Here is a 20483-nt window from a genome sequence, read left to right as displayed (position 1 = left end):
CAATCGGATCGGGTGGTCCGCCCACTCTGAGCGAGGACGAGCGTGATAAATCCTCGCGAACGAGGACGCTCGATAGATCGCTGTGAGCCTGGCTGCGGCGAACGCCGATCAGGAGGATATCGATCAGGTATACGTTGCAACCGACCCGACTAACCGCCGACAGTCCCGTCACCACAAACCATCGAGACCACCGAAAAACGAGACGAAACGCAAAGCAACGGGTCGCCGTTCTGGAATCCGTAGACCAATAAATTTATGCGCGTCTGTGGTAGCCAGTGTACTACGAGGACCGGAGATTAATGGTTATAAAAAAAGTAACAAGGAACATTCGCGAAATCGACGCGGACAGCGTGAAATCGAATCCGCTTTCGATACTATTCATACTGTTCTCTCTCATAGTCATCTACTCTGCGAATCAATTCCCCGACCGCGGAGAACTCGGTGCAGGATTTTTCCCGATTATCCTGTCTGCCGCAATTATCGTTTTCTCGATCATCGATATTATCACTGACGACGATACGGAACTCGAGATGAGTACGTACGACCTGCTTCCCCCTGCGATCATCATCGGCCTCTTGGTGGGATACGTGCTTCTGATGTCAGTCGCAGGGTTTCTGCTCGCGACGATGGCGATCCTGCCAGTCGTCCTCTACTACTCCGGCGTGCGCTCGAAACTCAAGATTGGATTCATCTCAGTTGTCTTCCCGATCGTGCTGTTTTACGTTTTCAGTAGAATCTTCATGGTCAGGCTGCCTGAGGGGACTATCCCTGTCTCGAGGCTCCTTCCACACCTGCCGCTCGGGGTGATATAATGGTAGTCGAACATATTCTTCAGGGATTCGCTAATGTGATGGATCCGATCATACTCATCCTGATGATCGCAGGGATTCTCCTCGGGATCCTCATGGGATCGATCCCAGGGATGACTGCAACGATGACCATCGCGGTCATGCTCTCGTTTACGTTCACAATGGAGCCCGCGAACGGGATGATGCTCCTCTTGGGAATCTACGGTGGTGCGGTCTACGCGGGCTCTATCCCGGCGATCCTGATCCGAACGCCGGGGACGCCGTCCGCGGCGGCGACGATCTTCGACGGGTATCCGCTCTCACAGAACGGGGAGGCCGGACGGGCGATCAGGGTCAGCACGGTCGCATCCTTCGTCGGCGGGATCATCAGCGTTCTTGTGCTCATGCTCTTCTCACCCATCGTCGCGGACGCCGCACTCCGATTCCGGTCACCCGAATTCTTCGCGTTGGCGGTCTTCGGACTGACCATTATTGCCAACGTAAGCGGCGATTCGCTCCCGAAGGGGATGATATCCGGGTTGCTTGGGATGCTCATCGCGACGGTCGGTATCGATCCCGTGACGAGCCATCAGCGGTTTACGTTCGGCATTCCGGAACTCCTCACCGGTGTCGAATTTATCGCCGTGATGATCGGCCTGTTCGGTATCGCCGAGGGACTACGGAAGTACTCCAAGGGGATCGGCGACGAACAGGATCGAGTCAATCAGGAGATTGAGGGGGTCTTTCCGTCGATAGCCGACCTGAAATCTATCGCACCGGTCTCGATCGGATCCGGAATCCTCGGCTCGCTCATCGGCTCCATTCCGGGCGCGGGGGGCGATATTGCGGCCTTCATCACGTACAACGAAGCCACGCGGTGGCTCAAAGACGCAGTCCCGGCGTTCGGCGAGGGGAACATCCGCGGCGTCGCCGCAGCGGAGTCCGGGAACAATGCAAGTACCGGCGGCGCGCTGATCCCGACGTTCACGCTCGGCATCCCGGGCGATTCCGTCTCGGCCATCCTCATCGGCGCGCTGCTGGTCCACAACGTGCAGCCGGGTCCGGAACTCTATCAAGAGGAGACCGGTCTCCTGTACACGATCTTCGTCGGGTTCCTCTTGATTTACGTGTTCATCCTCATATTCGGGCTCCTCGGAGCGAACTACTGGGCACGACTGATCAACATTCCGGAGTCGCTCATCTGGCCCGTGATATTCGTCCTCTGCATGATCGGGGCGGTTGCGCTCCGCGGAAACGTCTTTGACGTGTGGATCATGCTCGCCGCGGGTGGCCTAGGATACGTAATGCGGCTACGCGGGTACCCGCTGGCACCGATGGTGCTCGGGCTGATCCTCGCTCCGATCGCAGAAGAGAACCTCCGCCGGTCGCTCGTCCTCTCTAACGGATCGCTGGACATCTTCTACACTAGCCCGATCGTGGTCATCGTCCTTCTGTTGAGCGCGGCGACGATCATCACGCCAGCGGTACGGGCAGTTCGAGAGTAACACCAATACGAGCCGTCTATTCTTCCGCTTTGTTCACCCCCAGCGGAGCGGTGAGGTCGGCTACGAGGGTCCCGGTTTCGCGCGGAACAGTCTCGGATAGTCGGCTCCGGTCTCCGCGGTCGGAACCGCCGCAACTCAGTCCTCGGTTCCCGCCGCTCATCGAAGACGATTCGATATCCTCGAAACGCCGTTCGTTCTCCGATCCGGTCTCGGATTTCGGCTTGCTCTCCTCCGTCTCAAGAGGCCCGCGATCGGGAAACTCAGTGCTAATCTCGGTCGGCTGGTGGACGCTGGACGCGGTCGGTGAGGGGGCGTTCCAGGGAGAGTTGCATTTCCGTGTTCAGTGCCGATTGATCGACCGTCTCGAAGCCGATGTTCTCGTAGACGGAGATCGCTCGCTGGTTCTCGTTTGCGACGGTGAGTCGGAGTGCTTCGTGGCCGCCGGCGTCGGCGTACGCGACGAGTTGTTTGAGTAACTCCTCGCCGATACCCCTGTTCTGGAAGTCAGTGTGGACGAAGACGACGAACTCGGGATCGAGGGCGCTGGCGGGAGTGACGGCGAGATGTCCGACGATGCGATCGCTCGATACGGCCACTAGATTCCAGCCGTCACTCGTTAGTTCCGTTATCCAGTCCTCGATTCGGGACCGCGTGAACGGGGGAAGTCCCATTGTCGCGACCGACTCGTCGAAGTCCTCGTACATCGCTGCGAGCGCCTCGAAATCGTCCGTCCGGTACGGTCGAACCAACGACGGAACGCCCCGCTCGTCCGTAAACCGGGGGCACCGCGGCGGGCAGCGTGCCGTTCCCACGCACTCGTCGTTGTCCCAGTAGGAACAACGATCCGGCTCGCGTCGGGAAGTCATACCGAACGCTAAGTCAAGAACGGACGTAAACGTTCTCGGGAACGTCTTCGACGCGCTGTGGTTCGATCCCGGCGGTCCATCGCCGAGCCGAAGATGATCGGAAACGTAGATTTTTGTGATGAGCGATTCAACTGTGACTATGCACCGCGCATTAGTCGTGCTAACCGACGGAGACACGGACGAAAGACTGCTAGACGCTGCGAATCGGTACGCGACCGGTACCGACACCGAACTCGTCGTCTGCAAGTTCATCGATCGGGACCAGTACCAGCGAGAGGTGCGCAACGACGCGCGAGAGGGGAATCAGGCACCGACCATCGAGATGATCGAGGCGGAAGCGAAGTCCGAAGCGGAAGAAATCGCAGACCGCGCGTTCGGTGGCGACATGACCGTCAGGACGCTCGGTGCGGCGGGAAGTTTGCCGAAGAAAATTCTGGAAGTCGCGGCTGAGGAGGACTGCGACCACGTGTTCGTCTCGGGGCGAAAGCGGTCGCCGACGGGCAAAGCCCTGTTCGGCGACATCGCGCAGTCGGTCCTGCTCCGATTCGACGGCCCGGTAACGATAACGACGAAATCCGAGTGATCAAGAGGGACGCGCGACGCCGATCCCGTTCGGGTCGAACTCGACGGCAATCGTGCGAGTGATGGTCGCGTGGTCGTCTTCGATCGCTCGTCGTTCACTCGCCTTCGAACTAGTACTCGCGTTACCACCGGAACTAGTACTCGCGTCACCGCGGCCTCGTGCTCTCACCGACCCCGTGGTGTAATAGACTGATTACTCGTCGTCACGGGCCGGTGGACCCTCCCACTCCGAGGCGTCATCCCGCGGCTCGTACCCAAGAACGGCCTTCGCGTGTTCGATGCCGAACCAGCGAGCGGCGTTCCCGCTGACCGCGTAGAACGTGTCGTAGGTCACCGACTCGTCCTCGAGACAACAGTCGAGGAGGTGTGCGAAGTCTCGCTGGGAGGTCCAGGAGGCCTTCAGCCGCTTGACCATCTTCTCGTACTCCTCGCTGCCGCGCTCCCACGAGCCGGTCTGAGACTGGTCCCAGACCTCGTCGTCGTCGCCGAGCTGGTGTTCCTCGCCGCGGTCGACGCCGCGTTCGGCGTCGCCGTAGGGGTGGTCGTACTTCTCCGTTCGGACGCTAGAGATGCGAAGCGAGTACACCTGTTTCGGAGCGCCGTCGCGTCGGGCGTGAGTCCGACAGATGTGCTCTCCGAACATCTTCGTCGCGCCGTAGTAGCCGTCGGGCTTCGGGAGCGTCTCGTGGGTGAGTCTGAACGGATCGAACTCGCTCGGGTAGTCCTCCTCGTAGAGCTCGGGCGCGTGGTCCTCCTCATAGAGCCCCATGACACGCTGAGAGGACGCGAAGATGAGCGTCTCGACGCCCGCGTCCGCCATCGCCTTGAGGACGTTGTACGTACCGATAATGTTCGGGTCGACGACGTCCTCGAACTCGGCACCGGCGTCGGACTGTGCGGCAAGGTGGATGACGGCATCCTGTCCCTCGAACGCCGGACGGATCGCCTCGTAGTCGGCGATGTCGGCGACGTGAGTCTCGTACTCCGGATGGTCGCTTCGGTTGAGGAACGTGAATTCGTACCGGTCGTCGTCCAGCAGGTGATTGAGGATCGCTTCCCCGGCTTCGCCATACGGTCCCGTAACGAGAACGCGTTGCTTATCCATCGATAAAGGGACGTACGAAAGAGATGTATATAAGTTTTTCTCGAGCCTGTGTCGCGATCTCGTGTTCGTCGCGCTTGAGCGCGGTGCATCGGCTCGACGGGACCGGATCCGCTTGAGAGTCCGTTCACGACCACATCTCTGTTTCAATATTATCGAAATCGGTTGGTACGCGGTGACACTGGTATTACTGACATAGGAGTGTAAAACAGGGGAAAGTGCGTCCGTCTTTCCGGATTCGATTTCAATATTATCGAATCGTCGGTCACAACGAGTGTCGGAACCGGGTCCGAGACCGCACCAGAGGACAGACCGCGAGACCGGACCGAACCGATCGCGGCGGGACCGACGCCAGCAGTCGGAGACGCGGATCGAATACGGTACCTGCCGTCGCCATTTCCCTTCGAAGAGAGGAGACCGCAGTCCGGACGGACGACGGCTCAGTAGTCGAGACCAAACAGTCGATTGGCGGCGAGCAGTCCGCAGACGAGGCCGAGGAGGACGGTCAGGAATCCGAAGGCGACGCCCCACCCGAACAGATCCGCGAGGAGTCCGACGGCAACCGAGCCGCTGGCCGCGACGGTCATGTATACCGTTCGGAAGAGACCGAACCCGACGGCCCGCTCGTTGTCCGAGAGCTGGTCCATGAATCTCGGAAAGACCGCCGCTCCCCACCCCATCCCTAGGCCGAGGAGGAGGGTCCCGGCCGCGATCAGGGCGAGTTTGGATCCGGTGACGAGCAACAGGAACCCGACGATACCGGTAAGCATGCAGCCACCCGTCGCGAGGTCTCGGCCGAACCGATCGGCAACGATCCCCACGCCGATCTGCAACACCCCCTGAACGAGGAAATACGCGCCGAAGAGGACTCCCGCTACCGTCGTCGAGTAGCCGTGGTACTGGGTGAAAAACGTTGGAAGGAACGACGCCATCGCCTGCCACGTGAACTCTGCGACGATCGCAATGACGCCGGTGAAGACGACCGTCGGACGGGAAAGCACTCGCAGGATCGGTTCCGGGGCGAACTGCTCGCGTAGCGATCGCTCGGGGCGACGGGGCTCGGTCGGGCGGACGCGCCGGAGAGCGAGGGCAACGATCGGAAGCGCGACGATGAGGGTGAGCGAGACGGCGAGGCGCCATCCGTGACGGACGGCGACCCACGAGACGGCGACCGGCGTGACCAGGCCGGCCAACGGCGCACCGGCGTTGTGAACACCGATCGCGGTTCCGATATCGTCGTAGATCCGCGTCAGTAGGGCCGTCGCGACGCTGTAATGGAGTCCGGCGACGGCCCCGAGCAGCACGGTTCCGAGCACGAAGACGCCGAACCCGGGCGCGCCCGCGATCACGAGCGCGGTGAGTCCGGTTCCACAGATCGACGTGAGAATGATCACGCGCTCGCCGTACCGATCGGCGAGAACACCGCTCGGGAACTGAGTGAGCGCGTAGGCCAACCACATTCCCGTCAGTGCGGCACCGATCAGCGCGTTCGAGAGCCCGAACTCGGCTGCGATCTCGGGAACGACCGGGCTAACCGCTACTCGACCGAACACCGTTACGAAGAGCGCGAACGTACAGACGGCTAACACCGTCTCGCGGTACTGCCAATCCATCACCGGGACTCACGGTTCACCGAGCGATCATCTAAACACTTCGGAACGGATCTGAGACCCCGACTCGACGGGGAGACATTTCCGAACCCTGCGACCAGGCCGCGGGATGCGAGGGACAACTCGAGACCGGCGAAGGACAATGTTAATTGCTCCTCTCTCACGCATCAGTTGGACGAACGGACGGGGATCGACGTGTTCGACCTCTGAACGCATCTTGATCCGAGGGTCAGTTACGAATCCGTCGCGCCCGCGGGCACGTTGCCGCAGTGTTCAGGGCGCGGCCGAAGGTGCGTTCCAGGGAGTCGATCACGTCGCGTTAGGCCATCTCTCCCCCGATCGAGAGGGGGAAAATCCGCGGACTAGATAAGAAAGTAGATAATAGATGGAATAATATGTTTTAGCCAAGCATATCGAACTACAGGTTAGAACGTCCATTTAACATCCCGTATGGCGACTCTTCTCGGAAATATATAGCCGATTATCTAGTCATTTAGTATTAAAATGGCATTTTTGTAAACGAGTGTGTTTTTATTATAGTAAAAATATTAGAAATTTATGTGGTGTCGAGAGTCAGACATCCGCTTTAGTCCCTAAACGACGTATCTACTCGGAGTGGTAGATCTCCCGTTCTCGATATCGCACTGTAACTAAATGAGATATATATGAGTATACCAGGGATATACCAGATATAGTATCTATTATTTCGGCAGTGAAAATCCGTCGCTCGCGACGAGAGAACGGTCTCCCCATCCAAGGTGTCGGAACGAGTCACGCATCGGTCGCTCTCTGACAGCCAGCGATGACGCCGAATCCGACTCGCGAGTAGCCGTGGCTGCCACAACACCGATCGTGAGACCGACTACACGGAGACTCGGTCGGTCGTAACGCGAGAACGGAAACGACGAGTATCGGCCTGATGTCGATCGAACGGCGGAAAACAGCGAGCGGTCGCGGTCCGAGACGCGTTCGTTACGCCATCCCGATGGTCTCCTCGGCCTCGAGGAGCTCGTGGTAGCGGTTTCGGATGGTGACTTCGGAGATGTCGGCGACGTCGGAGACGGCGGCCTGCGTGGTCTTCTCGTTGGTCAGCAGTGCGGCGGCGTAGACCGCGGCGGCCGCGAGGCCGACCGGGGACTTGCCGGAGTGGACGCCCTTCTCCTTGGCGTTCTGGAGCAGGCTTCGCGCGCGGTGCTCGGCCTCGTCGGAGAGCTCGAGTCCGGAGGCGAAGCGGGGGACGTAGCTCTCGGGGTCGGCGGGCTGGACCTCGAGGCCGAGTTCGCGGACCACGTAGCGGTAGGTGCGTGCGATCTCGTTCTTCTCGACGCGGGAGACGTCCGCGATCTCGTCGAGACTTCGGGGGACGCCGGCCTGACGGGCGGCGGCGTAGACGCAGGCCGTCGAGACGCCCTCAATGGAACGGCCCGGGAGGAGGTCCTCGTCGAGCGCGCGCCGGTAGATGACGCTGGCGGTCTCGCGGACGTTCGTCGGGAGGCCCAGCGCGGAGGCCATCCGGTCGATCTCGCCGAGCGCTTGCTTCAGGTTCCGCTCCTTGGAGTCACGGGTTCGGAAGCGCTCGTTCCACTTGCGCAGGCGCTGCATCTTCTCGCGCTGGCGCGATCCGAGGGAGTTCCCGTAGGCGTCCTTGTTGCGCCAGTCGATGTTGGTCGAGAGTCCCTTGTCGTGCATCGTGTTCGTCGTGGGTGCGCCCACGCGGGACTTCTCGTTCTTCTCGGCGGCGTCGAACGCGCGCCACTCTGGGCCGCGGTCGACCGAGTCCTCTTCGACGACCAGTCCGCAGTCCTCACAGACGGTCTCGCCGTGCTCGTCGTCGACGACGAGGTTGCCGGCACACTCGGGACAGGCCAGATCCTGCTCCTCGCTTTCGGTCTCCTGTTCGTTCGTTTCGGGTTCGCTACGTCGTACTCTCGTGTTCGATGGTGCGTTAGTCATACGATGGCGATTGCTGCCCGGCCGAACCGATCGCAAAAGCCCGGACGGTTCCGTTACCTCCCACGTTCAGAGACTCGAGGGTTAAGGGTTTCGGAATCTCGGTCACACATCCCGCGAAAACCGGTAATTCGGGCGAAAGGGCATGATAGATAGAAACATTAAAGCTGGGGAGTCAGTCGGAAACACAGCCACCAAACCGGTCCCGATCGAACGGCCGCTATGGACCTCGCAGTCGGTAGTACGAACCCGGCCAAGATCGCCGCCGTCGAACGCACGCTCGACCGCTACGAACCGACCGTGACTGCCGTCGACGTCGACTCCGGCGTCGACGAACAACCGCGGTCGATCGAGGAGACCGTCACCGGTGCGGAGAACCGCGCCCGGCGGGCGCTCGCGGCGACCGACGCGGAGTACGGCGTCGGCCTCGAGGGCGGGGTCGCTCGACTCGAGGGGACGACGGGCCTCTCCCTGATCATGTGGTGCGCCGTGACCGACGGCGATCGGATAGAGCGCGGCGGCGGGCCGACGCTTCGGCTCCCCGAGGCCGTCGCGGAGCGGCTCGCGGACGGAGCGGAGCTGGGATCGGTGATGGACGGTCTCCTCGGGACCGAGGACCTCGCCGAGGCACAGGGCGCGGTGGGCGTGTTCACGAACGGACTGACCGATCGACCGAGAGCGCTCGGCGAGGCGGTTGCCTGTTCGTTCGGTCCCTTCCTAACAGAGTATTACGACATCGATGAGTGACTGTCGATCACGGCGACGGATCGCCGTCGTCCGAACCCGGCGACCGAATCCCCTCGGCCGGAAACGATCACGAACAAACGATACTCACGAAACGATATATATTAACCGGGCGTACCAACGAAACCTTTCCGGTCGGTTATTGGTCTCTTACTCTCGGATCAAACCGCACGACGGCAGCGGGTTAACCGCGCGTACCAAACCCCCTAAGGGCGTTCCTGTCATCCGGTCGTGTATGAGCACTGCAATGGCCCCCGACCTCACGAGCAAACAACAGCGGATTCTGGAGTACCTCCGAAACAACGCGGCGACGAAGACGTACTTCAAATCCCGCCTCATCGGCAAGGAGCTCGGCATGACGGCGAAGGAGGTCGGCTCGAACATCACCGCACTCCAGGACGGTGACTACGACGTCGAGATCGAAAAATGGGGTTACTCCTCGAGTACGACCTGGAAAGTCGATATTTAGGCTCACGACGGCGACTCAGTGCGTTCTTTTCGTATTTTACCGATCGTCACGAGCGACCAGCGACGGCCGTCGCGACGCCGAACCCTCTTTTGGGACGAGCGCCCAGTATCGGGACATGACGACGGTACTGTTCGACATGGACGGGGTCATTCTCGAGGGGCCGCGGACCGACCCGCAGGTGTACGCCGACGCCGCCGACGCGGCGCTCGCCGATCTGGGAGCCGAGCCGACGCCAAATCAACGTCGCGATTTCAACGATCACGATCGGGAACGGATCAGGGAGCACTGTCGCGCGCTCGGGGTCGATCCCGCGCGGTTCTGGGAACTGAAGGAGACCTACGCCTCGAGCGGCACTCACGACCGGCTCCGATCGGGAGAGCGCGGCACCTACGACGATATCGACGCGATTCGCGACCTCGGCGAGCGGACGACGATCGGCCTCGTGACTAACAACAGGCACGAAACGGCCGAGTTCGTCGCCGACTACGTCGGGTTCGACTTCGACGTCGTTCGCGGGCGAGACCCCACGTTCGAGGGCTACGAGCGACGCAAGCCCGACCCGTATTACATCGACGACGTGCTCGACCGCCTCGGCGTTACCGACGGTCTCTACGTCGGCGACTCCCCGAAAGACGTGACGGCCGGGCGAGCGGCCGGCCTCGAGACCGCCTTCCTCCGACGGCCGCACAACCGCGATCTGGAGCGGCCGCCGAATGCGACGCACGAACTCGAGTCGCTGACCGAATTGCCGTCGCTCGTCGCGTCGACCGACTCGTCGTGACGGAGTAATACGTACTTACTGCCGAGTAATAGTCTCTTAGCCCTGGTACGTGAGGAACTGATCCGCGTCTCGAGCGAGCGCTCGGGCCCGATCGCCGAAGGAATCCGCGTGGCGGACCACGAGGACCAGCACCGTCTCGGGCCGTTCGACCGCGTAGCCATCCGTCCGCGAGAGTAGTCCGGCCTCCTCGAGTTCGCCGGCGTACTTGCTCACCGTCGGCGGCGAGACGTCGAGCGCGTCGGCGAGATCGCCGGCGGTGGCCTCGGAGTTCAGGAGGAGTTCGATCAGCATGCCGCGAGGCGTCTCCCGACGGAGGTACCCCAGGGCTCGCTTCTCGAACTCGTCGAAGCGGCCGGCGGTGACGAATCGCTTGTAGTCGCCGTCGCGATAGCGCTCGATCGCGTCGACGTCCTCGAGTCGACGCAAGTGGTGTTGGGTCTCGCCAGTCCCGAGTTGCAGGTCATCCCGGATCTTCGAGAAGTGTGCGCCGGGCGTCGTCGAGAGATAGCCCGCGATGGCGTCTCGCGCGTCGCTTTCGCCCGTATCAGCCGCCGCTGCGTCGGCGCGTCCGACCAGCGGGGAGGCAGCACCGAGGGCGGCGAATCGGCGCAGGGTCGCTCGTTTGTCGTCGTCGACCCCGTCGGGCTTTGTCATAACTACCTACCGCCCACAAGGGGGCCACCCGTAAAACAGGTTTCGCTCCGCTTTGTTCACCGAATATTACTGGTTAGTAATACAATAACTAGCACCGAGTCCGAGCAGCTACTGGCCGTCGTTCAGAAAAACAAATTCGGACGACGGTGCGATGGACGACGGGACGTCCCCTGACGACCGATCAGTCGCTCGTGGAGGGTTCGTCCTCGTCGACCGACATCTCGGTGCCGCCGTCGGCCTGGCTCTGGAAGTCCTGATCCATCTCCTCGATGACTTCGTCGGGATCCGAGATCTCCGCCGGGTCCTTCCCTTCCTTGATCGCCTGGGCCTCCTGCTCCATCGCTTCGACGTCCATGTCCGCTTCCTGATCGATCTCGCCGATGATCTCGGCGATGTCGTCTAGTCCGATCAGTTCGCGCGTCTCGTCGTCGAAGTCGCGGCTCTCGAGTTCGTGACCGTTCTCCTTGACGTCGCTACCAGAGAGGTGCTTGCCGTAGCGCCCGACCAGCGAGGTGAGCTCTTGGGGCATGACGAACGTCGTCGACTCGCCCTGGCCGATATCGGCCAGCGTCTCCATGCCCTTGTCGATGACGGCGCGTTCGCCCATCGATTCCGCGGAGCGCGCGCGCAGGACGGTCGAGATCGCGTCACCCTGCGCTTCCAGGATCTGGCTCTGCTTTTCACCCTGTGCGCGGATGATCTCGCTCTGTTTGTCACCTTCCGCCTTCTCGACGGCGCTGCGGCGTTCACCTTGGGCCTCGAGAATCATGGCACGGCGTTTCCGCTCGGCGGAGGTCTGTTGCTCCATCGCGCGCTGGACGTCCTTCGAGGGGTTGACCTCGCGGACCTCGACGCTCTCGACGCGGATCCCCCACTCGTCGGTGGGTTCGTCGAGTTCCTCGCGGATGCGTGCGTTGATCTCCTGGCGCTTGTTCAGTGTGTCGTCGAGTTCCATGTCGCCCAGCACGGCGCGCAGGGTCGTCTGGGCGAGGTTCGAGACGGCCTTCTTGTAGTCGTCGACCTGCAGGAACGCCTTCTTGGCGTCCATCACCTTGATGTAGACGACGGCGTCAGCGGTCACCGGCGAGTTGTCGCGGGTGATCGCTTCCTGCCGGGGGACGTCTAGCGTCTGCGTCCGCATATCGAACGCGTACGTGTTCGAGACGAACGGCGGGACGAAGTTGATCCCCGGCTCGAGGAGTTTGCGGTACTCCCCGAAGACGGTCAGGGCGCGTTTCTCGTAGGCGTCGACGATCTCGATCGCGCTGAGGAGCGCGGCGACGACCACGACGAGGACGAGCGCACCGACGAGTAGCAGAGCACCGCCGGTGGTTTGCATCGGGAACAGTTGGGCGATCATATTTCGAGGTTACGGCGGCGGGGAGAAAAGCGTTCCCTTATTTCATCAACATGTGAGGAGGGATCGCACGGTTCAGCCAGATTTCTCGGTTTCCGTTTCGGTCTCCGACTCGGATTCGGTTTCGGGCATCGATTCACCGCCGTCCGCGGCCTCTCGATCGTCCTGCTCGGACGACGAAGCCTCGTCACGCGCGAGCGCGCGATCGATTTCGTCCTCGCCGATCGCACCGACGGATTCGACCGTGAGGACGTTCCCGCCGCCGGGATCGATGACGATGACCTCCTCGCCCTCCTCGATCGTTCCGCTGGTCGTCCGCGCGCTGTAGTACGGGGCGAAGCCGCCCTCGTCGAGTTTGACTTCGCCGCTACGGGTAGTGACCGTCTCGGTGACGTAGCCCGTCGCGCCGGACAGCGAGTCCGAGTCCGTCGTGCGGGCGGTCCCCTTCCCGCCGTAGAAGTCGAACTCGCGGTAGACGTAGGCTGCAGCGGCACCGATCGCGAGCGTCAGCCCTGCCAGCACGAGCACGTTCGCCGCCGGCGGGAAGAGCACGCCGATCAACCCCGCACCGACCAGGGCGATCCCGATGACGATGAGGTGCGCTCCCGGCGAGATGGCCTCGAGTACCATTAACACGAGACCTACTACCAAGAGCAAGAGCGGCACGTTCCCTACGAGGGATTCGACCATACGTAGAGCTATAGTCTCGCGCGAATTAAATGTTTGTCAGCGCCACTGCGCGGTTCGATCGGGAACCCGAAGACGACTGGTCCGCCACTCTTCCCCGTCCCGCGGAGTCTCCGGCGGCAGTAACCGGGGTCGATCGACCGAAAGTCGTCGACAGCGGCGCTCGAGGGCGACGAACGACTGTGGCCGAACTGTGACCGAAACTCGATACCAGACCGAAACGTTCGGGGAAAATTTTTGGTCCCAGAGACGAGAATTCGACTGAGCGCCCTCCATGAACCTTCGCCTGCGGATCGGTGCCGTCCTCGGCGTGTTCGTCGCGATCACGGCCGCGTTCGTCCTCGCGCTGCTGTGGGCCTACGGCGTCCTGTTACCGGGAGTCGTCGGCGGCACGATCGTCTACCTCCGGCACGGAGCCGCCGAGTTCGACCTCGTCCGGTTGCCGGTATCGCGCCTCACAGCGCTGGCGTTGATCGGCGGCTTCCTCGTGGCACAGACGTATTACGGCTATCAACGCGTTCTCGCCGGAACCCACGGCAGTACCGGTGACGAGGACCACGCCGTCGCTCGAACGGTGCGACAGCTGGCGATGCGAACCGACATCCCGGAGCCCGACGTCCGCGTCGTCGCCGACGAGACGGCAAGCTGTTACACCGTCGGCCGGCTCACCGACGCGACGATCGTCGTCACGACGGGGTTGGTCGAGTCCCTCGACGCCGACGAGCTCGAGGCGGTACTGGCCCACGAGATCGCCCACGTCGCCAACCGGGACGTGACGCTGATGACGATCACGACGCTGTTCCTCGAGGTCGCCGATCGAGCGTATCACGCGGCGCGGCTCGCGCGGCGCGCGCTGGTCGATCCCCGCGAGCTATCGGACGGCGGTCGGGTCGCGCTGTACTGGTTTCTCCCGCTGGTCGCGCTGACCTACGTCTTCGTCGCGCCCATCCTGTGGGTGTTCCCCGCCATCGCCGACTGGGCGACGCGAACGCTCTCGCAGACCCGGGAGTTCGCCGCGGACGCCGCGGCCGCCCGGATCACCGGAAACCCGATGGCCCTCGCGAGCGCGCTGGTGACCCTCGCCGAGACGGCCGGGACGCCGGAGACGGACCTCCGGACGGCCAAGACCCGCGCCCTGTGTATCGTCCCGAACGATCCCGTGACGGGCGAGGACACGACGTCATTACCTCGGATCCGACGGCCGACGACCGACGCGCGTCGCCGGGAGCGGGTGACCTCGTGGCTCGAGGCCACCACGCCGTCGGGACCGGTCGGCGGCGACGGCTCCGCGACCCACCCGCCCGTCGACGCCCGCGTGCAACGACTGTACGAGACGGCGGCCGAACTGGAGGGGCGAGCGTGACCGGAACGCGTCGGCTCCTGTTCGTGATCGGTTGCCTGTGCTGTCTGCTCGCGATCGCGAGCGCCCTTCCCGCGGCGGATCCGCGACTCGACGGTCCCGGTGACGGCGGCGGGGAGCCGGTCGCCGGCGACTGGGAGTCGATCGACGACCGGCCGGAGTTCAACGCGACGCCGGCGGAAGTCGACGACGAGACGACTGATTCGCCGCCGACGGACGATCACGATATCGAAATCGAGGGAGCGATCGAGCCAGGGAACGAGGTGACCGTCGATATCGGCCCTATCGGCCACTTCAGTACCAAAACGATCGCAGTGAACGGCGAAAACGTCACGGAAGCCGGAACGTTCGGCAGGAGCGAGATCACTGTCCCGTACGCCGAGGAGATGACCGTCGCGATCCACGAAGTGAACCGCTCGCGGACGTTCGACGTGCCGACCGGCGCGACGATCGAGACCAGCGGCGGGGCGGCACCGGCCCGAGATCTCGACATCTCGGCGACGGTCGGAGAGTCGCCGGTGACCGACGCGACGGTGACCCTCGACGGGGAGGCCGTCGCGACGACGGACGAAGACGGCGAAGCGGCGGTGACGATGCCGGAGACCGCCGGCCCGGTCGAGCTACACGTCGAGCGCGGCCCAGTGACTGGCGACCGGACCGTCGACGTCGCCGAACCGACGGTCGAGTTCATCTCACCGCTCTTGTTCCCCGGCTCGCCCGCTCCCGTCCAGGTCTCCGCTGGCGGAGAGGGAGTTTCGGACGCGACGGTCTCCCTCGAGAGCGGCGGGACGAAGACGACCGGCGACGAGGGGCGGACCCACATCTGGCTGCCGATCGGCGACGAGGCGACCGTCACGGTCGAGGTCGGCGAAGAGCGCGCGTCGGCGACCGTCGGAAACCTCTATCTCCGGCTGACGGCGGTCGTCGTGTTCGTGCCCGGCTTCGTCATCGGCGGCGTCGCGACATACCTCCGGCTGGTCGCGAACCGCGAGCGACGGCGCGGAACCGGAGCGACCGGTCTGTTCGTCGCGCTCGCGGACGTCCTCGAGGCCCTCGCCGACGCGCTCGGCGGGCTCTTCGGCGGGATCGGCGAGTTCAGTTGGCCGTCGATACAGCTCCCGACGATCTCGCTGCCGCGCCTCGAATTCGGCGGGGCCGGTCGCGGATTCCCGTCGCTCGGTCTGTCCCTCCCCTCGGTCGGCCGCGCGTTCGTGACCCTCCCGTCGCTGGGCTCGCTGGGTTCGCTCGGCCGGTCGTCGAGCGGCAGCGACGGATCGGTGCTCGCGGCCGTGTTCGGAACGGGCGACGACGAGTCCGACGAGCCGAGCGATTCCGTGGACGACGGCCCCGACCTCGCGGCCGAACCGCTCACTCCCCGCGGGCCTCGCGCGGAGATCCGCGCGGCGTGGCACGCGTTCCTCGACCGACTCGAGGTGGACGACCGCGAGACGGTGACTCCCGGCGAGGTGGCTCGCGACGCGCTCGCCGCCGGGTTCCCGGCGGAGAACGTGCGACGGTTGGTCGCGATCGTTCGCGACGTCGAGTACGGCGGCCGCGAGGCCTCCCCGGACCGAGTGGCGGCGGCGCGAGCGACGGTTCGGGACCTGCTCGACCACGATCCGGACGAGGAGGGTTCGGAATGAGTCGCCGCTCGTCACCGGGACCGTGGCAGCGACTGATGCGGCGACTCGAGGCCCTCGATTCGGAGGGAGTCGCGACGGCAGTGGTCGGTGCCGGTGCCCTCCTGGCGATCGGAGCGGTGATCCTCGGCGGCTTCCTGCCGTCCGTGCGACCGCTTACCGTGATACTGTATCCGTTCGCGACGCTGTTTCCGGTACTCGGAGCCGCGATCGCCGTGGGCGCGTGCTGGTGGGCGTGGACCGCCGACCGATCGGACGGCTCGCAGTTGCTCGAGGGGCCGCCGCCTGAAGCGGGAGACACCGACGCAGAGCAGTCGGTCGGCCGCGAGACGGAGTGGGACCTCCTCGCCGCCGGGGGCGGCCGGTATCGCTGTCGTCGGAACGAGTCGGCCGCGGCCGTTCGCCGACGGCTCGTCGACGGTGCGGTCCGCGTCGTCACGACGAAACGCGGACTCGCGACCGACGCGGCCCGCGAGGCCATTCTGGCGGGGACGTGGACCGACGATCCGGTCGCCGCCGCGTTCCTCGCCGAGGACCTCACGCAGCCGCCCCGCGAACGGCTGCGCGCCGCGGTCGACCCCGGGGCGGCGTATCACCGCCGCGTCCGTCGCACGCTCGCGGCGATCGAGGCGCTCGACGACGGCACGGCCCGGAGCGAGGGGGTGGACCGATGACCGGACGGACCGTCGAACGGGTCGCGGACAGCGACTGGGCCGTCGCCGCGACGCTCGCCTTCGCTGGACTGGGCATCGCCGTGGGGAGTCAACTCCTCGTCGCCGCCGCCACCCTCCCGCTGTGGTACGTCGCCGCGGCTGTCCTGGGAAGCGATCAGTCGGCGATGGTGCGCGTCCACCGCCGCGTTGTGGTTCACGACGCCTCGAGCGAGGCAGTCGGTACTGACGAGACGTCTCGATCCGACGCAGGGGCGATAGCCGGCGACCCCGGGGACACCGCGACCGTGCGGACGACCGTCCGAAACGCTGGCTCGGAGACGCTCGTCGATCTGCGCGTCGTCGACGGCGTTCCCGACGCGCTGCCGGTCGTCTCCGGCTCGCCGCGCGCCTGCGAGACGCTCGAGCCCCTCGCGGAGACGACTCTCGAGTACGAGGTCGAACTCCGGCGCGGCGAGCACGCGTTCGGCGACGCAACGGTGCGAACGCGCGATATCACGGGCACGGTCGCCGAGACCTGGACGGCGAGCGTCGACGGCGACGACGCGATCCGCTGTTCGTCCGCCGTCGAGACGGTGGGGCTCGGCGACGGGACGAACGACTACGCGGGCGAGGTCCCGACCGACGAGGGCGGCAGCGGCCTCGAGTTCTACGCCGTCCGCGAGTATGAGCCGGGCGATCCGGTGCGCTCGATCGACTGGCGGCGGTACGCCGGCACGCGAGAGCTGGCGACCGTCGAGTACCGCGCCGAGCGAGCGACGCGGATCGTCTGTATCGTCGACGCGCGGCCGAATCAGTTCCACGCGGCGACGACCGACGGGGTGCCCGCGCTCGAGCGCTCGGCCGACGCCGCCGAGCGGACGTTCGAGACGCTGGTAGCCGCGGGCCATCCGACCGGCATCGTCGGTATCCACGACCAGCGGCTGACGAGCGTCGCGCCGGGAACCGGTCCCGCGACGAGGCGGGAAGCGACGGCGCTGCTGGACGCGATGCAGACGCAGACGGACTCCGATCACGGGTCGTACACCCGGACGCAGACGGACGATCCGACCGCGGCGCTCTCCCGGACGCTTCCCGGCGAGGCGCAGGTGTACCTCTTCTCCTCGTTCGTCGACGACGAGCCCCTCGAGCTCGTCGAGGCGCTCCGGGCGCGAGGGTACGCCGTTCGCGTCGTCTCTCCCGACGTCACCGCCGACGCCGACGACGTCGCGACGCGACTGACGGCCCTCGAGCGGGGGACGCGCCTCGCTCGCGCCCGTGCGACCGGGGCTCGCGTCCTGGATTGGAATCGAGAGCGATCGCTCGGCGTGTTACTCCGCGACGCCGTCGGGGAGGTGGCGACCCGATGAGCGTCCCGGACGACCGGGTTCCGACGACCGTCGGATGGGGGATCGCGATCGCCGCTCTGGTCGGCGCGACCGCGTTGGCCGTCCGCGAGCCGATGGTCGCAGTCGGCGTCCCCGTCGGATTCGGTCTCGCGGCGGCAATCGGAGCCGTCGGCGGGTCGTACCGGCGCGTCGCGATCGGGGCCGCGCTGTTGCCGGTCGCCGTCCTCGCCGGCGTCGCGGTCGTCGGCCTCGCGGGCGCGCCGGTGGCGAGTCTCTCGGCCGCCATCGGAGTGGGTCTCGGTGTCGCCGTCTGCGGTGCCGTCCTCGGTCAGCCGACGCCGACGGCGCTCATGCGAACGGGCGGGGCCGCACTCTGTTCGGCGGTCCTCGCCGGCGGGGGTACACTACTCGCGCTCGGCATCGATTCGGCGGGCGGGACGCGGGCGGTACTTGTCGCGGCCCTGTGGCTCACCGGCGACGGCGTCTCCGGACTGCTCGTCGCACTCGTCGTCACCCCCGTCGCGGTCGCGTGTGCCCTCTTCGTGGTCCCGCCCGCGGCGATTACCGTCCCCTCGAGGTACGACTCGTACGTCGCGAGCAGAACCGCGCTCGCGAAGCTCGCCGGGTTCGCGGCCGCGCTCGCGGTCGTCGGGCTGTCGGTACTGCTGGTGCTCTCCTCGCTCGTCCCGGCGCTCGAGCCCGTCCTCGAAGCGGTTACCGACAGCGTCGCGGTCCGCGGACTGCTCGCGGCCGTGACCGGGGCGGCTCTCGTCGTCGCCGCGGTGGCGGTCGCCGTCCGAGGCGCGTGGGTACAGCGAAGCAACCGACGGAACGCCGCCGTCGCGGTCGTCGCAGGCTCGATTCCGGGAGTGGGACTGCCGTTCGCGATAGCGATCGGCGTCGGGGGGACCGAGACGATGCTCGTCGCGACGCTGTTCGGTGCGACGGCCGTCGTGCTCGGCATCGGCTGGCTGGCGGCCTGGCTCTACGAGGGCGCAGTCGGACGGGACGAGGCGCCGAGTCCCGCCACCGCGGTCGCCGCCGCGCTCGCCGCGGGCGGTATCGTCAGCGGTGCGAGCGTCGATACCGTGACGCTCGGCCTCGAGACGGTCCGGGCGGGCGCGGCGACGTTCGTCCCGATCGCGGCCGCGCTGTTCGCGTACGACGTCGGTCGCTACGGGCGGACGCTGGCCAGCGAGATCGGCGCCGAGGCGTCCCGCCGGCCACAGCTCGTGCGACTCGGCTGGAGCGGCGGCGTCGCGGCCGTCGGCGTCCCCGTCGCGGCGCTCGGGCTGGCGGGGGCGACGGTGCTCGCGCCGACGCTGTCAGTGCCGGCGACCGCGGGCGTGGTCGTTGCCGTGGCCGCAGTCGTCGTCGGAACGTGGGCGTTAGTCCGCTGACGGCGGCTCCATTGCCGGGACGTCACACGTCTCGAGGACGGCGTCGATGACCGCGCGCCGGGAGACCCCGTCGACGCTCGCTTCCGGGGTCAACACGAGCCGATGGGCGAGCGCGGGGCCGGCGATCCGTTTGACGTCTTCCGGGACGACGTACTCGCGGCCCTCGAGGGCGGCACGGGCGCGGCTGACCTCGAACAGTCGCTGGACGCCGCGGGGCGAGACGCCGACGTCGACGCGGCCGTCGGTCCGAGTGGTCCGACAGAGCTCGCCGATGTAGTCGCGGACCGGGCCCTCGACGGTGATCTCTTCGGGAACGGCCTGAAGTTCGAGCACTCGCTCGCGATCGACGACCGGTTCGACGGTCGGGTCCGGGCGATCGCGGTCCGCCCGGCGGTCGATCAACTCGCGCGTTCCCTCGGCGTCGGGATAGCCGAGCGACGTCTTCACCATGAATCGGTCGCGCTGGGCTTCCGGCAGTTCGAAGGTACCCTCCTGCTCGACCGGGTTCTGCGTCGCGATGACGACGAAGGGGTCGGGGAGGTCGTGGGTCTCGCCGTCGACGGTCACCTGTCCCTCTTCCATCGCTTCCAGCAGCGCGGACTGGGTCTTCGGCGGCGCGCGGTTGATCTCGTCGGCGAGCACGACGTTCGCGAACACCGGGCCCGGGGTGAAGTGGAACTCGCCGGTCTCCTCCTCGAAGACGTACGAGCCGGTGATATCGGCGGGCATCAGGTCCGGCGTGAACTGGATCCGGGAGAACTCGAGGCCGAGCGCGGTCGCGAACGAGCGCGCGGTGAGCGTCTTGCCCGTTCCGGGCACGTCCTCGAGCAACACGTGTCCGCGGGCGAGCACGCCGGCGGTGACTTCCTCGAGGACGGTTCGATCGGCCACGACTGCGGAGAGGATCTCGTCGACGACGGCCTCCGTCGTCGCCGCGGCGTCGGGGACTGACATACCGATAGCGGCCCCTCCGTGAACTTATATCTCAC

19 protein-coding genes are annotated in these 20483 nt (G+C 65.2%); 11 read left to right on the top strand and 8 right to left on the bottom strand.

Annotated features, from left to right (window positions below):
* Window positions 1-275: 275 nt before the first annotated feature.
* The gene (locus tag LDH66_RS10850) at window positions 276-812 is read left to right on the top strand and encodes a tripartite tricarboxylate transporter TctB family protein (RefSeq protein ID WP_226481097.1); all 537 of its coding nucleotides are present in this window, start codon (window positions 276-278) and stop codon (window positions 810-812) included.
* The gene (locus tag LDH66_RS10845) at window positions 812-2293 is read left to right on the top strand and encodes a tripartite tricarboxylate transporter permease (protein WP_425492915.1); all 1482 of its coding nucleotides are present in this window, start codon (window positions 812-814) and stop codon (window positions 2291-2293) included. The genes LDH66_RS10850 and LDH66_RS10845 overlap by 1 nt, the downstream gene beginning before the upstream one ends.
* 266 nt (window positions 2294-2559) lie before the next feature.
* Here LDH66_RS10845 and LDH66_RS10840 read toward each other — a convergent pair whose 3' ends face one another.
* On the bottom strand, window positions 2560-3159 hold the full coding sequence (locus LDH66_RS10840; protein WP_226481095.1) for a GNAT family N-acetyltransferase: 600 nt from the start codon (window positions 3157-3159) through the stop codon (window positions 2560-2562).
* A 139-nt stretch (window positions 3160-3298) separates the two neighbouring features.
* On the opposite strand from LDH66_RS10840, the gene LDH66_RS10835 reads away from it, so the two are divergent.
* Complete coding sequence (locus LDH66_RS10835) at window positions 3299-3742, top strand: universal stress protein (RefSeq protein WP_226481094.1); 444 nt, start codon at window positions 3299-3301, stop codon at window positions 3740-3742.
* 192 nt (window positions 3743-3934) lie between these two features.
* Here LDH66_RS10835 and LDH66_RS10830 read toward each other — a convergent pair whose 3' ends face one another.
* From LDH66_RS10830 to LDH66_RS10820, 3 genes are all read right to left on the bottom strand, one after another.
* Complete coding sequence (locus tag LDH66_RS10830) at window positions 3935-4846, bottom strand: NAD-dependent epimerase/dehydratase family protein (RefSeq protein ID WP_226481093.1); 912 nt, start codon at window positions 4844-4846, stop codon at window positions 3935-3937.
* Between the two features lie 437 nt (window positions 4847-5283).
* A complete protein-coding gene (locus LDH66_RS10825) occupies window positions 5284-6456 on the bottom strand; it encodes an MFS transporter (protein ID WP_226481092.1) in 1173 nt (390 codons plus the stop codon).
* A 969-nt stretch (window positions 6457-7425) separates the two neighbouring features.
* Window positions 7426-8406, bottom strand: a complete 981-nt coding sequence (locus tag LDH66_RS10820; protein ID WP_006186429.1) for a transcription initiation factor IIB — start codon at window positions 8404-8406, stop codon at window positions 7426-7428.
* A 219-nt stretch (window positions 8407-8625) separates the two neighbouring features.
* Between LDH66_RS10820 and yjjX the strand changes: the two genes are divergently transcribed.
* The 3 genes from yjjX to LDH66_RS10805 all read left to right on the top strand — a co-directional run bounded on the left by yjjX (window position 8626) and on the right by LDH66_RS10805 (window position 10397).
* On the top strand, window positions 8626-9150 hold the full coding sequence (gene yjjX / locus LDH66_RS10815; RefSeq protein ID WP_226481091.1) for an inosine/xanthosine triphosphatase: 525 nt from the start codon (window positions 8626-8628) through the stop codon (window positions 9148-9150).
* Between the two features lie 244 nt (window positions 9151-9394).
* The gene (locus LDH66_RS10810; RefSeq protein ID WP_226007934.1) at window positions 9395-9616 is read left to right on the top strand and encodes a DUF7123 family protein; all 222 of its coding nucleotides are present in this window, start codon (window positions 9395-9397) and stop codon (window positions 9614-9616) included.
* Between the two features lie 115 nt (window positions 9617-9731).
* Complete coding sequence (locus tag LDH66_RS10805) at window positions 9732-10397, top strand: HAD family hydrolase (RefSeq protein WP_226481090.1); 666 nt, start codon at window positions 9732-9734, stop codon at window positions 10395-10397.
* 36 nt (window positions 10398-10433) lie between these two features.
* Here the strand turns inward: LDH66_RS10805 and LDH66_RS10800 are convergent, their stop codons facing one another.
* The 3 genes from LDH66_RS10800 to LDH66_RS10790 form a co-directional block, all read right to left on the bottom strand.
* Complete coding sequence (locus LDH66_RS10800) at window positions 10434-11051, bottom strand: winged helix-turn-helix transcriptional regulator (RefSeq protein WP_226481089.1); 618 nt, start codon at window positions 11049-11051, stop codon at window positions 10434-10436.
* 181 nt (window positions 11052-11232) lie between these two features.
* A complete protein-coding gene (locus tag LDH66_RS10795) occupies window positions 11233-12411 on the bottom strand; it encodes an SPFH domain-containing protein (RefSeq protein ID WP_226481088.1) in 1179 nt (392 codons plus the stop codon).
* A gap of 72 nt (window positions 12412-12483) precedes the next feature.
* Window positions 12484-13098, bottom strand: coding sequence for an NfeD family protein (locus LDH66_RS10790; RefSeq protein WP_226481087.1), 615 nt, complete (start codon window positions 13096-13098; stop codon window positions 12484-12486).
* 271 nt (window positions 13099-13369) lie between these two features.
* On the opposite strand from LDH66_RS10790, the gene LDH66_RS10785 reads away from it, so the two are divergent.
* From LDH66_RS10785 to LDH66_RS10765, 5 genes are read left to right on the top strand one after another with little or no spacing between them, the layout of a single operon-like run.
* Complete coding sequence (locus tag LDH66_RS10785) at window positions 13370-14458, top strand: M48 family metalloprotease (protein WP_226481086.1); 1089 nt, start codon at window positions 13370-13372, stop codon at window positions 14456-14458.
* A complete protein-coding gene (locus LDH66_RS10780) occupies window positions 14455-16098 on the top strand; it encodes a DUF4129 domain-containing protein (RefSeq protein ID WP_226481085.1) in 1644 nt (547 codons plus the stop codon). The genes LDH66_RS10785 and LDH66_RS10780 overlap by 4 nt, the downstream gene beginning before the upstream one ends.
* A complete protein-coding gene (locus tag LDH66_RS10775) occupies window positions 16095-16769 on the top strand; it encodes a DUF7269 family protein (RefSeq protein ID WP_226481084.1) in 675 nt (224 codons plus the stop codon). The genes LDH66_RS10780 and LDH66_RS10775 overlap by 4 nt, the downstream gene beginning before the upstream one ends.
* The gene (locus LDH66_RS10770) at window positions 16766-18115 is read left to right on the top strand and encodes a DUF58 domain-containing protein (protein ID WP_226481083.1); all 1350 of its coding nucleotides are present in this window, start codon (window positions 16766-16768) and stop codon (window positions 18113-18115) included. Before LDH66_RS10775 ends, LDH66_RS10770 begins: the two co-directional genes overlap by 4 nt.
* The gene (locus LDH66_RS10765) at window positions 18112-19494 is read left to right on the top strand and encodes a hypothetical protein (protein ID WP_226481082.1); all 1383 of its coding nucleotides are present in this window, start codon (window positions 18112-18114) and stop codon (window positions 19492-19494) included. The genes LDH66_RS10770 and LDH66_RS10765 overlap by 4 nt, the downstream gene beginning before the upstream one ends.
* Here LDH66_RS10765 and LDH66_RS10760 read toward each other — a convergent pair.
* Window positions 19483-20448, bottom strand: a complete 966-nt coding sequence (locus tag LDH66_RS10760) for an AAA family ATPase (protein ID WP_226481081.1) — start codon at window positions 20446-20448, stop codon at window positions 19483-19485. The two genes, LDH66_RS10765 and LDH66_RS10760, sit on opposite strands and share 12 nt — an antisense overlap.
* Window positions 20449-20483 lie beyond the last annotated feature (35 nt).

The organism is Natrinema amylolyticum (assembly GCF_020515625.1).
Lineage (GTDB): Archaea > Halobacteriota > Halobacteria > Halobacteriales > Natrialbaceae > Natrinema > Natrinema amylolyticum.
This window is presented reverse-complemented; position numbering and strand designations above follow the sequence as displayed.